Genomic DNA, 12,817 nt, shown 5'->3' with positions numbered 1-12,817 from the left:
GTCACCCGACCGCTCCACGAGGAGGAACACCATGACCTTCGACGACGCTCCGCTCGACGACGACGAGATGACGACCTCGGGCACTGACCCTCTCGACGTAGGTGGCGACGCCGACGGCACCGATGGTGGAGACGCCGACGGCACCGATGGTGGAGACGCCGACGGCACCGACGGTGGAGACGCCGACGGCACCGACGGCGACGGCACCGATGGCGACGGGACCGACGGGACCGGACTCTGAGAATTCGGGGCCCTCACGCCGTGCCCTCCGCTCTCGACCTGCTGAGCGGTGACGCCCAGACCTTCGCCACGAAGGTCTGGGCGTCGTTGGTGCATGTGCACCAGGTGGAGCCGGACGCGCTGGTGGGACTGCTCTCCCTCGACGACGCCGACGCCCTGCTGACCGGCTCGGCGATCCGTACGCCGGCCGTGCGGGTGGCCAAGGACGGCCGGGTCCTCGACCAGTCGGCGTACGTCCGCAAGCACGCCGCCATCGCCGGACAGGCCCTCAGTGGGCTCGTCGACCCGCGGCGTGCGCTGGCCCTCTTCGCCGAGGGCGCGACGGTGGTCTTCCAGGGACTGCACCGCTACCACCCGCCCCTTACCGACCTGGTCTCCCGCCTCGAGCTCGAGCTGGGACACCCGTGCCAGGCCAACGCCTACCTGACGCCTCCCGGCTCCCAGGGCTTCGACGTGCACTCCGACACGCACGACGTCTTCGTCTTCCAGACCCACGGCACCAAGCAGTGGGAGGTGCACCACCCGGAGGGTGGGCGTCCCTGCGGGCACGAGGCCCACGAGCCTGGCTGTCGTGTCGACGACATCCTCCTGCGGCCCGGGCTGTCGATGTACCTCCCCACCGGCACTCCCCACGCCGCGCGCGCTGAGGGCGAGGCCAGCCTCCACGTGACGATCGGCATTCAGCAGCTCACCTGGCGGGCGCTGGTGCGCAGAGCCGTGGACCGGCTGGTCGACGAGGTCGACGACGGGCACCTCCCCGTCGGCTGGGCGGAGCGGCGCGACGGGCTCGGCCCGGGCCTGACCGACCGGCTGCAGGCGCTGGCGCTCGCGATGGCGACGGTCGACACCGAGGCGGCGGTCGGCGACGAGGCGGAGCGGTTCCTCACCTCGCGCGGCAGCCGTCTGCGTGGCGGGCTCCACGACGTCCTGGAGATCGACCGCATCGGCTCCGACACCGTGCTGCGACGTCGTGACGGCCACCCGTGCGTGGCCTCGGCGAGAGGCGACAAGATCCGCGTGCTCATCGGCGATCGGCACCTCGACGTACCGGCCCGGATCGCGTCCGCCATCGAGGTGGTCGTGGAGCGCGAGCAGCTGACGCCCGCCGACCTGGGGCTCGACGCCGACAGCAACCTGGTGCTGGCCCGCCGCCTGGTGCGCGAGGGCCTGCTCGAAGTCCTGCGCCGTCCATGAGGTTCCGCTGCTCGGCGGCCGGCGTCGAGCGAGGCGAGTCCCTCGCGGGTTCCGCGTCGACCGTGCGCTCCTTCCTCCTGGTGGAGAACCCTGGCCCCTGGGGCGTCGACGCGCTGCGCGACAGCCGGCTGCCCGCCGACGTCAAGCAGCCGTTGCGCGAGGCCGCCGCCCGGGCCCGGGTGCGCGTGCTGCTGATCCGCCGCTTCCACCGCCGCGCCCCTCGCACCGGGTTCCGGGTGTACGCCGCGAGGGCTGACCTCGAGGAGAGCTGGCTGCAGACGGTGGTCCTCGACGACCCCCACGAGCTCTTGGACCTCGACCTGCACGCGCTCGGGGAGGGTCGCTCGCCCGGCCTGGTGCCCACCGAGGACGTGCTGTTCTGCGTCTGCACCCACGGCAGGCACGACGCCTGCTGCGCCGAGCAGGGGAGGCCGGTTGCGGAGGCGCTCACCGCTGCCCATCCCGAGCAGACCTGGGAGGTCTCGCACATCGGGGGCGACCGGTTCGCCGGCAACGCCCTGGTGCTGCCCTACGGCCTCTACCTGGGCCGGCTCGGACCCGAGTCGGCTGTCGCCGCGGCGCGCGACGTGCTGGGTGGTCGACTGCCCCTCGACGTCCTGCGCGGGCGCTCCAGCCTGTCGATGCCGGCCCAGGCCGCCGAGATCGTGCTGCGCCGCCACCTCGGCGTCACCGAGATGGCGGCCCTGCGAGTACTCGGGATCCGACGCGACGGTGCCGTCACGACGGTCGACCTAGCCGTGGCCGACGGGCGCTGGACCGTCGCGGTGCGGACCACCCAGGGTGACGACGCCCAGCTGACCTGCTCGGCCAGACGGCTCAACCCCGTGCCCGTGCACGAGATCGTCGACCTGGCCCAGGTCTGAGTCACCACGCCTGACGTCACGAGCCGGAATCCGAGTGCGCGCGGCCGGGCGCTGCGCGACGATGGCCCCTTGTGACCCAGCAAGCGCCCGAGCGACGAGGCTGGCGCGAGCGGCTGCGCTCGGTGCAGATGGACGTGACCCCACTGCGCACCTCGCGCGACTTCCGGCTGCTGTTCCTGGCCGGCACCGTCTTCTACCTCGGCGGGATGGTGTCCTACGTCGCGATCCCCTTCCAGATCTACCACCTGACGGGATCCAACTTCGCGGTCGGCGCCATCGGGCTGGTCGAGCTGGCTCCCCTGGTGGTCTTCGGGCTGTACGGCGGCGCGCTGGCCGACCACGTTGACCGCAGGCGCCTGCTGGTGCTGACCGGACTGGCCCAGGCGGTCCTGACGGCGGTGCTCGCCGCCAACGCCTTCCGCGAGGAGCCCAGTGTCACGGCGATCTTCGTGGTGGCCGGCCTGCTCACCGCTGCCGGTGCGCTGCAGCGGCCGAGCCGCGAGGCCCTCGCCCCGCGGACGGTGCGCCACGAGCAGATCCCTGCGGCCAACGCCCTCGACAGCTTCGGGCGCCAGGTGGGTGTGCTGATCGGCCCGGCGGTCGGCGGGCTCCTGGCTGCCTACGTCGGCATCGGCTGGTGCTTCGTGGTCGACGTGGCCGGACTCGCCGTCGCGACGCTCCTCTACGTGCGGATGCGTCCCTACCCCCACCAGGTGGAGACCACGCCGCCGAGCCTGCGGGCGATCGGCGAGGGGTGGAGCTACGCCGTTCGGCGCAAGGATCTGCTCGGCACCTACCTGGTCGACATCGTCTGCATGCTGCTGGCCTTCCCCGTCGTGCTCTTCCCGGCCCTGGCCGCCGACGTCTTCGAGCATCCGCAGCTGCTCGGCCTGCTCTACACCGCGGAGACGATCGGTGCCGTGCTCGCGACCGTGCTCTCGGGCTGGACGGCCCGCGTCCACCACCACGGGCGGGCGATCGTGCTCGCGGCCGCGGCGTACGGCCTGTTCATCGGGCTGGTCGGACTCGCGCCCACGATCTGGGTCGTGCTGGCTCTCCTGGTGCTGGCGGGTGCGGCCGACATGATCTCCGGCGTGTTCCGAGGCACGGTGTGGAACCAGACCATCCCCGAGCACATGCGGGGCCGCCTCGCCGGCATCGAGATGCTGTCGTACTCCGTCGGGCCGATCGGTGGCCAGGTGCGCTCCGGCCTGGTCGCCGACCTCTGGTCGGTGCGCGGCTCGATCGCGAGCGGCGGCATCGCGTGCGTCGGAGGCGTCGCTCTCGCCGCCGCCTGGCTGCACGACTTCTGGCGCTACGACTCCCGGACCGACGAGCACGCCACCGCGGAGAGAGCCCGCCGGGCCGCCCGCGGTGAGTGACGCACTTCCCTGGGGACGGGCGGGTCAGCTGCCTCGGGGGCAGCCGTAGGCCTGCGAGCAGGCCGGGTGGATGTCGGGCCAGTCGGCCTCGAGCCAGGTGCGGTTGCGCAGCTCCTTGCGGACCCGGCCCTGGTAGCCGAGCGAGGCCTGGGTCCGCCACTCGCCGGAGTACCAGAAGCCGACGCACCCCCACAGGTCACCGGGTCGGTAGGCCGCCGGTCCTGGCTCGTCGTAGAGCCACGAGACCCACCCCTCGTAGCAGCCGCGCAGGTTGGCGCCGAGGTAGTCCAGGGCGAAGGCTGTCGAGTTGCGGTTGAACGGGAAGGTGCCGTTCTGGTTGCCCTTCAGCCGCCCCCAGTCCGGGTCCTGCCACGACATTACGCCCGCGATGCTGAACGTCTCGGGGCAGATCCCCGACCCGAAGTCGGCCTGGTAGTCGTGTCCCGCCCTGCTGATCCCGGCGCAGTACGCGCGGGTGGCGCTGGTCGCCTTGTCGACCATGTCGCCACAGCCCCAGTCGATGACGCAGCGGCCCGACGGGTAGATCTCGTACTGGTACCAGGTGGACTCGCGCACGGCGATCGCGCGCAGCAGGTTGTCGGAGAGACCCCACTTGCAGGCGGCCCACTGGAAGATCTCGTCGGTCGTGCCCGTGTAGTTGCCCGCGACCCTCGGCAGCAGCCAGGTGTCCCACTTGCGCCGGTAGCTGCCGTCGGTCGAGAGCGGCCGCGCCGCGAGGGACGCGTGCACCTTGGTCGTGTTCGGCTTGGTGCCGTTGGGTCCGGCGTTGTCGGGTCGCGGCTCCCAGGTGGAGTGGTGCACGCGTGAGCGGCAGCGGGTGCCGCCGGGAAGCGTCCGCCAGGCCCCGACCTTCCTCAGGAAGAAGTAGCCACTGCGGGCCGGTGGAGCGACGGTTACCTCCCGCTGGGGCGCCTCGCCCCGCGGGCCGACGGCGGACGCCCGGAAGGGGGTCGCGGTCAGGAGGGCCACCGCCAGGAGGCCGACGAGGAACGCCGGCCAGGTCTGGTGCCGCTGTCGCCCGCACCGCATGGTCCCGACCATGGCCCTGCGTTCCGCTGCGGTCAACCGTCGCGCCGCTCCAACTTGCCAGCGCGCAGCGATGCCCTGGCAAACGGGGGAACGGGCGTACGTCGATTGGCGGAGTCGCGCCCGGCCGCCGCTTCCTAGCGTGGCCGCTAGCGCACGCGCCGTCGATCGCGGCGCGCGCGCGTCCACGTGGGAATTGGGGAGACGCATGAACCGGTTCGCGACCAACGCCACCAAAAGGCCGACGAGGTCCCGACTCACCGGGCTGCTGAGCCTGGTGCTCGCCGTCGTCGGCCTGGCCGTGTTCGCGACCCCCGCACGCGCGGCCGGGCCCGTCTACGTCTCCCTGGAGTTCGACAACACCTCCAGCTCCCTCTACAACCTCGCCTGGCAGCAGGCCCTGCAACCTCACAACGCCAAGGGCACGTTCTTCGTCACCTCCGCCTCCGTGGTGAACACCTCCGGTGGCGCCCAGCTGAGCTGGAGCCAGGTCGGTGCCCTGGCGACGGCCGGCAACGACATCGGCGGCCGGGTCGGCACGAACCTGTCGGCCGACCCCAACGCGGCCACCGCCGTTTGTGCCGACAAGGCCCTGTTGGTGAGCAAGGGCCTGAGCCCGGTCGGCTACTCGTACGGCGGCGGTGCGACGAGCGCGGCACTGCAGGCCGCGGTGAAGTCCTGCGGCTACGGCAACGCCCGCACCGCAGGGGGCGGCACCGAGTCCCTGCCGCCGGCCAACTGGTTCGCCACCAAGGCCGTCGCTCCCGCCGCCCAGACGCTGGCGAGCATGCAGACGGCCGTCAACAACGCCGCTGTCAACGGGGGCTGGGTGCAGCTGGTGATCAGCCGCGTGTGCTCCAGCACCCTGGACTCCGCCAACTACACCGCGTGCAGCGGCGCCAGTGGCCGCGTCGAGCTGACCGACCTCAACGCGTTCCTCGACTGGATGGGCAACGCCGGCCAGGCCGGCGGCGCACCCGCGGTCGCCTCGCTCGCCAAGCTCAGCAACGTCGTCAACACAGCCGACACGAGCGCGCCGAGCACCACGATCGCCTGCAACGGCGCGGCCTGCGCGAGCACGCCCTACTCCGACGTGGTCAGCGTGACCCTGGCCGCGGGCGACAACGGATCCGGTCTGGCCAGCACGCACTACACCGTCGACGGCACGGACCCGACCCTCGCCAGCCCCACCTACACCGCTCCCTTCAACGTCAACAGCTCGACGAGCTCGGTGACGGTCAAGTACCGCTCGTGGGACAACGCCGGCAACGCCGAGGCCGTGCAGACCCAGGTGATCCAGGCCCCGACCGACGGCGTCGCCCCGAGCACGTCGATCACGTGCGACAACGCGACGTGCACCGGCTCCTACGTCGCGACGGTCACCATCCGCCTGCAGGCGACCGACAGCGGCGGCTCCGGCGTCGCCGCGACCTATTACACGACCGACGGCTCGACGCCGACCACGGCCAGCACGGCGTACTCCGGTCCCTTCGTGCTCAACTCTCCCGGCACCCACACGGTGAAGTTCTTCTCGACCGACACGGCCGGGAACGCAGAGGCCGTGCAGCAGCAGCAGGTCACCGTCGTGCCGGTCACCACGAAGGTGGCGCTGACCTTCGACAACGGAACGGTCGGCCAGTACACGCTGGGCTTCCTCAAGGCTCTCAAGCCGCACCATGCCAACGCCACGTTCTACCTCAACTCCGGCACGGTCGGGGTGTCGGGCAACATCATGAGCTGGAGCCAGGTCGCCGACCTGGCCGCCGACGGCAACGACATCGGCGGCAAGACGGTCAACGCCACCAACCTGACCACCGACCCCAACCCGACCGCCCAGGTCTGCGACGACCGGACGGCACTGCGCAACCACGGGCTCGACCCGGTCGGCTTCGCCTATCCCGGAGGTGCGTCCAACGCGACCGTCAAGGACATCGTGAAGGCCTGCGGCTACGGCATCGCGCGCAGCGCCGGGTCCGTGTCGCCCACGGGGCCGACGTATGCCGAGAAGTTGCCGCCGAACGACTGGTACGCCACGCGCGCCTGGGCGCCCAGTGGCCAGGTGACCCTGGCCAACATGATGGCGCTCGTCAACGGCGCCGCCGCCAACGGTGGCGGGTTGAGCCAGATCGTGATGACGCGGGTGTGCTCACAGGTGGAGGACCCCAACGGCTTCGCCACCTGCTCGACGGCCGCCGGCTGGATCGACCTCGCCGACCTCAACGCGTTCCTCGACTGGATGGACGCCGCGGGGCAGAGCGGCGGCGCCCCGGCGGGCGCTGCGCTCAGCACGGTCAAGGGCGCCGCGATCGGAGCCGACACGGTCCTGCCCGCCTCGACCGCGACCTGCAACGGCCAGGCCTGCGCGTCGAGCACCTACACCCAGACGGTCTACGTCACCCTCAGCGGCACCGACGTAGGCTCCGCCGTCGACACCATCCACTACACGACCGACGGCTCGCTGCCGACGCTGTCGAGCCCGACTTACACCAAGCGCATCCCGGTCACGAGCACGACGACGATCCGCTACCGTGCGTGGGACCACGCGGGCAACGCGGAGGCGGGCAACACCCTGACCGTCGACGCGGACCTGCCGCCCGACGGGATCGCGCCGACCACCTCGATCGCCTGCGACAGCGCGGCCTGCGGCACCGGTACCTACAACGGCTCGACCTCCGTGACGCTGTCGGCGGACGACGCGATGGGCTGGGGCGTCGACACCACGTACTACACGACCGACGGCTCGACCCCGACGACGTCCAGCACGGTGTACGGCGGGGCGTTCAAGCTCGGCACGCCCGGCACCTACACAGTCAGCTACTTCTCGACCGACCTCGCCGGCAACGCCGAGGCTGTCAAGACGCAGCAGATCGTGGTGGACCCGCCCAAGGTGATCGTCTCGCTCACCTTCGACGACGGCCTGCTCACCCACTACACGCTCGCGGACAAGCGCGCGCTCAAGCCCCACGGGATGTTCGGCACGTTCTACAACAACAGCGGCCTCAACGACGTCGACGAGCAGCACATGACGTGGGCGCAGCTGACCGAACTCAACAACGACGGCCATGAGATCGGCGGCCACACCGTCGACCACGTCAGCATCAAGGGGATGACCGATCAGGCCCAGCTGCAGTACGAGGTCTGCCAGGACCGCCAGAACCTGCTCGACCACGGCTTCTACCCGACCAGCTTCGCCTACCCGACGGGCGCCTACGACGCCGCGGCCGAGGCGATGGTCCAGGCCTGCGGCTACACCAGCGGGCGTGCGGCCGGTGGCATCAACGTCGCCGGTGTCGGTGCCGGTCCGGTCTACGCCGAGACCATCCCGCCGAAGGACACCTACGCGCTGCGCACGCTCTACGACCAGCCGGTGGGCAGCCCCCCGAACGTCCCGCCGATGACCCTGGCGAACCTGCAGGCGGCGGTGCAGGCGACGGCCGACCACGGGGGCGGCTGGCTCCCGCTGGTCTTCCACGAGATCTGCTCGCAGCAGTACGACCCCGCCAACTACTCCTTCTGCATCAGCGACTGGGGTCCGATCGAGCTCAGCACTTTCAACGCGTTCCTCGACTGGCTGCAGCTCAGCGGCCAGCCGGGCGGTGCGCCTGCACGCACCGTCGTGCAGACGGTCACCGAGGTGATGAACGGTCCTGACACCCAGGCGCCGGTCACCACGCTCTCCTGCAACGATGCGGCCTGCGGCTCCTCGGCGTACGCCGGCTCGGTGACGCTCGGCTTCGCCGCCACCGATCCCGGCGGCACCGGTATCGCCGCGACCTACTACACGACGGACGGCTCGACCCCGGACACGACCAGCCGCAAGGCAGGCCGGGCCTTCACCGTCACCAGCGACACGACGCTGAAGTTCTTCTCGGTCGACAACATGGGCAACGCCGAGGCGGTCAAGACCGTCAGCGTGCTCGCCTCGCCGCGCTCCGAGCCCATGGTGGCCGCAGCCGGCGACATCGCCTGCGACCCGACGGCCCCGGCGTTCAACTTCGGCCTCGGCACCGACCAGGACTGCCGCGCCTCGCACACCGCGCGCCTGCTGCAGGGAGCCGACGCGGTGCTGCCGCTCGGCGACGTGCAGTACAACTGCGCCGGTCCCGCCGCGTTCGCCCAGTCCTACGACCCGACCTGGGGCGTCTACAAGTCCATCACCAGACCGGTGCCGGGTGACGAGGACTACGCCACGACGGGTGGCACCGACTGCCAGGCGACGCCGGGCGCCGGCTACTACGGCTACTTCGGTGACGCGGCGGCCGACCCGGCGAAGGGCTACTACAGCTACGACCTGGGCTCGTGGCACGTCGTGGCGATCAACACCGCCCCCTGCGAGGTCAACGCAGCGTTCTGCGCGGCCGGCTCCGCTCAGGAGCAGTGGCTGCGTCAGGACCTCGCCGCGCACCCGACCGACTGCACCCTGGCCTACTACCAGAACCCCCGCTGGGCCTCGACGGCCTCGGGCTCCGGCGGCGACTCCACGTTCCAGGCGATCTGGCAGGCGCTGTACGACACGGGTGTTGACGTGGTGCTCAACGGCGACCGCCACTGGTACGAGCGGACGGCTCCGATCAACGGCAGTGGCCAGGCCGACGCGGTCAACGGCGTCCGGCAGTTCATCGTCGGCACCGGCGGCGCCGGACTCGACACACCGGGCCGTGCCTCGGCGGTCACCCAGGCCCTCGACGCCACCACCCACGGAGTACTGAGGCTGACGCTGCGCAACGGCTCCTACGCCTGGGAGTTCGCTCCCGACGAGGGCACCTTCACCGACGCGGGCAGCACCTCGTGCCACGCGGCACCGGTGCCGCCGGACACCGCGGCGCCGACGACCACGATCGCCTGCAACGACACGCCGTGCTCGGGCTGGTACACCAGCTCGCCGCAGGTGTCGCTGGCCGCCCAGGACAACCAGGGCGGGCGCGGCGTCGACGCGACGTACTACACGACCGACGGCAGCACCCCGACGACGGCCAGCACCCGCTACACGGGGCCGTTCGCGCTGGCCGGCACGGCGACGGTGAGGTTCTTCTCGGTCGACCTCGCGGGCAACGCCGAGGCGGTGAAGTCGCAGGTCGTCCAGGTGGACGGCACGGCTCCGTCGACGTCGGTCGGCTGCGACGGCCTCGCCTGCTCGTCGGCGTGGTACCGGGCTGCCGTGACGGTCACGCTGCCTTCGAGCGACGGCAGCGGCGGCTCCGGGGTCGAGGCGACCTACTACACGACGGACGGCTCGACGCCCACGTCGGCCAGCAACAGGTACACCGGCGGCTTCACCCTCACCCAGACGCGGACGGTCAAGTTCTTCTCGGTCGACGTGGCGGGCAACCCCGAGGCGGTGCGGTCGCAGCTGGTCCAGATCGACAGCGCCGCGCCGACGACCACCATCGCCTGCAACGCCGCAGCCTGCGCCACGACGACGTATGGCGCCGGTCTGCAGATCACCCTGTCCGCGACGGACAGCTCGGGCGGCTCGGGCGTGTCGGCGACCTACTACACGACCAACGGCACCGCGCCGACCACGTCGAGCACGAGGTACACCGGCGCCTTCACGCTGAGCCAGACCAGCACGGTGCGCTACTTCTCGGTCGACCAGGCCGGCAACGCCGAGACGTCCCGGTCGCAGACCGTCACGGTCGACGCGACCGCACCGACCTCGTCGATCACCTGCAACAGCACGACCTGCTCGACCGGGTGGTACCGGTCGTCGGTGACCATCGCGCTGAGTGCCTCCGACGGCACGGGGGGCACCGGCGTTGAGGGCATCTACTACACGACCGACGGCACGACGCCGACGACGTCGAGCACGAGGTACACCGGGTCCTTCAGCATCACCGCCACCCGGACCGTGAACTACTTCGCGGTCGACAACCGCGGCAACGCCGAGGCGGTCAAGACGCAGGTCGTGCAGATCGACGGCACCGCACCCATCACGTCGATCACCTGCAACGGCGGCTCGTGCAGCACGGCGTACCCGCTGTCGGTCACCGTGGCGCTGACGTCGTCGGACGGGACCGGCGGCTCGGGGATCTCGAGCATCCACTACACGACCAACGGGACGACGCCGACCCTGAGCAGCCCGACGTACACCGGGCCGTTCACGGTCAGCTCGTCCGTGACCGTCAGGTACCGCGCCTGGGACGTCGCCGGGAACGTGGAGTCGACGAAGAGCCAGTCGGTCTCGGCCAACCGCGACAATGCCCCGACGGCGAGGCTGAGCCTGTCTCCCACCTCGGGCTACGTGCCCTTCACGGTGAGCGCGAGCGCGGCCCTGTCGACCGACCTCGACGCCTGGCCGATCGCGTCGTACTCGTTCGACTGGGGTGACGGCTCTTCGCCGACCACGGGCACCTCGCCGTTCGCGTCGCACCAGTTCACCACGACCGGCACCTTCACGGTCCGGGTGACCGTCACCGACACGGTGGGCAAGAGCAGTAGGGCGTCGGTGAGCGTGAAGGCTCGGAGGCGATAGAGGGGGCGACTCGCCGAGCCGAGGTTGCGGTCGGTGCGGGCGTCGTCACGCACCAGGGGATTTCTGCGGCCTGGGGTCGCTCGGTAACAATGGCCAGGATCGACAAGACCGCCTGACCGACGAAACCCGAAGGATCTCGCCCCGCCGTGCCTGAGCCTGAGCGCAAGCAGCACCCGGTCATCGCCGGGCTGGTCGCCCTGGTCGGCGTCGGTCTGGCGATCGGCCTCCTCGCGGGGGGTGGGGCTCTGGTGGCCACCCGGGTCCTGGGCCTGGACGCCGCTGAGACCGCCACCGACTCGGCGGCGCGGCAGAGCATGTACCTTCCGCAGCCCGAGAAGACGACGGCCAGCGCGCCCAGCACGCAGGCCACCCAGACCGCCGCCAGCGAGCCGACCGGCCCGGTCTTCACCACCAAGACCCCCGACACCGGCATCAGCCTGCAGGCGGGCCAGACCACGGTCAGCCCGATGCAGCGCATCGACCTGACCGGCACCTACGTGGGCGGCGAGGGCGCCGTGCTCCAGGTGCAGCGCGCCACCGGCCCCGGGGACTCGTGGGTCGACTTCCCGGTGACGGTGACCGTCAGCGGCGGCACCTTCTCGACCTACGTCCAGACCGGTCGCGCCGGCCCCAACCGCTTCCGCGTCATCGACACCGACAAGGAACAGACCTCCAACGAGGTCACGGTGACGATCGGCTAGTCCTTCGGCACCCACGCCATGGTGGTGGGGTCGGCGCCCTGTCGTCCCTCGGCGCCGCGGTCGAGCCCGGTGATCGCGGACATGTCGTCGGCGGTCAGCTCGAAGTCGAACAAGGCGAAGTTCTCGCGCATCCGCTCGGGGTTCACCGACTTGGGGAACACGATGTCGCCGCGCTGCACGTGCCAGCGCAAGGTGATCTGTGCCGGGGTGCGCCCGAGCCGCTGCGCGATGGCGCCGATGGTCGGGTCGTCGAGCACGGCGCCCTGGGCGATCGGCGACCAGGCCTCGGTGGCGACCCCGTGGGAGGCGTTGGCAGCGCGCACGGCCTCGTTGCCGAAGTACGGGTGGACCTCCACCTGGTTGACGGCGGGTACGTGCCCGCTGTCCTCGACGATGCGCTGGAGGTGGGCGGGCTCGAAGTTGGACACCCCGATCGAGGTGGCCCGGCCGTCGCCCCATTGCGCGGAGAACTCGGCCAGCGTGCGCCACGTCGTCTCGAAGTCGCCGCCGTAGAGCGTCGGCAGCGGCCAGTGGATGAGGAACAGGTCGACGTGGTCGAGACCGAGCCTGGCCAGCGAGTCGTCGAACGCTCGCCGCGCTCGGTCGGGCTCGTGGAAGCCGTTGTTCAGCTTGGTCGTGACGTAGAGGTCGTCGCGCGCGAGGCCGGAAGCGGCGATCGCACGACCCACGCCCTCCTCGTTGCGATACATCTGCGCGGTGTCGAGGTGGCGGTAGCCGATCTCGAGCGCCTGCTCCACCACCCGCTGGGTCTCGTCGGGGTCGACCTGGAAGACCCCGAAGCCCAGCTGCGGGATCGAGGTGCCGTCGTTGAGCGTGATAGTCGGTACGGAGGTCGGGGCGGAGGTCGGGACAGTGTCGCGAACGGTCATAGGAGGC

At 71.1% G+C, this 12,817-nt stretch carries 8 protein-coding genes; 6 read left to right on the top strand and 2 right to left on the bottom strand.

The window, feature by feature from the left end; all coding sequences use genetic code 11:
• The first annotated feature begins 31 nt into the window (after window positions 1-31).
• From ISU10_RS13275 to ISU10_RS13260, 4 genes are all read left to right on the top strand, one after another.
• Entirely contained in the window at window positions 32-241 is a 210-nt protein-coding gene (locus ISU10_RS13275) for a hypothetical protein (protein WP_194696876.1), read from the top strand.
• A gap of 20 nt (window positions 242-261) precedes the next feature.
• Window positions 262-1,434 carry a cupin domain-containing protein gene (locus ISU10_RS13270; protein WP_370865335.1) on the top strand — a complete coding sequence of 391 codons (1,173 nt, stop codon included), beginning with the start codon at window positions 262-264 and terminating at the stop codon, window positions 1,432-1,434.
• Window positions 1,431-2,318 carry a ferredoxin family protein gene (locus ISU10_RS13265; RefSeq protein WP_194696875.1) on the top strand — a complete coding sequence of 296 codons (888 nt, stop codon included), beginning with the start codon at window positions 1,431-1,433 and terminating at the stop codon, window positions 2,316-2,318. Before ISU10_RS13270 ends, ISU10_RS13265 begins: the two co-directional genes overlap by 4 nt.
• 71 nt (window positions 2,319-2,389) lie before the next feature.
• Window positions 2,390-3,700, top strand: a complete 1,311-nt coding sequence (locus ISU10_RS13260) for an MFS transporter (RefSeq protein WP_370865333.1) — start codon at window positions 2,390-2,392, stop codon at window positions 3,698-3,700.
• Between the two features lie 24 nt (window positions 3,701-3,724).
• Here ISU10_RS13260 and ISU10_RS13255 read toward each other — a convergent pair whose 3' ends face one another.
• The gene (locus tag ISU10_RS13255; RefSeq protein WP_194696874.1) at window positions 3,725-4,750 is read right to left on the bottom strand and encodes a hypothetical protein; all 1,026 of its coding nucleotides are present in this window, start codon (window positions 4,748-4,750) and stop codon (window positions 3,725-3,727) included.
• Between the two features lie 205 nt (window positions 4,751-4,955).
• Between ISU10_RS13255 and ISU10_RS13250 the strand changes: the two genes are divergently transcribed.
• Window positions 4,956-11,219, top strand: a complete 6,264-nt coding sequence (locus tag ISU10_RS13250) for a chitobiase/beta-hexosaminidase C-terminal domain-containing protein (RefSeq protein ID WP_194696873.1) — start codon at window positions 4,956-4,958, stop codon at window positions 11,217-11,219.
• Between the two features lie 146 nt (window positions 11,220-11,365).
• A complete protein-coding gene (locus tag ISU10_RS13245; protein ID WP_194696872.1) occupies window positions 11,366-11,920 on the top strand; it encodes a hypothetical protein in 555 nt (184 codons plus the stop codon).
• Here the strand turns inward: ISU10_RS13245 and ISU10_RS13240 are convergent.
• A complete protein-coding gene (locus ISU10_RS13240; RefSeq protein ID WP_194696871.1) occupies window positions 11,917-12,810 on the bottom strand; it encodes an aldo/keto reductase in 894 nt (297 codons plus the stop codon). The two genes, ISU10_RS13245 and ISU10_RS13240, sit on opposite strands and share 4 nt — an antisense overlap.
• Window positions 12,811-12,817 lie beyond the last annotated feature (7 nt).

The organism is Nocardioides agariphilus (assembly GCF_015352445.1).
Classification (GTDB): Bacteria; Actinomycetota; Actinomycetes; order Propionibacteriales; family Nocardioidaceae; genus Nocardioides; species Nocardioides agariphilus.
This window is presented reverse-complemented; position numbering and strand designations above follow the sequence as displayed.

Coding starts and splice junctions, on each gene's coding strand:
- ISU10_RS13265 (WP_194696875.1), top strand. CDS start 1,431: ATGAGGTTCCGCTGCTCGGCGGCCGGCGTCGAGCGAGGCGAGTCCCTC.
- ISU10_RS13250 (WP_194696873.1), top strand. CDS start 4,956: ATGAACCGGTTCGCGACCAACGCCACCAAAAGGCCGACGAGGTCCCGA.
- ISU10_RS13275 (WP_194696876.1), top strand. CDS start 32: ATGACCTTCGACGACGCTCCGCTCGACGACGACGAGATGACGACCTCG.
- ISU10_RS13255 (WP_194696874.1), bottom strand. CDS start 4,750: ATGCGGTGCGGGCGACAGCGGCACCAGACCTGGCCGGCGTTCCTCGTC.
- ISU10_RS13240 (WP_194696871.1), bottom strand. CDS start 12,810: ATGACCGTTCGCGACACTGTCCCGACCTCCGCCCCGACCTCCGTACCG.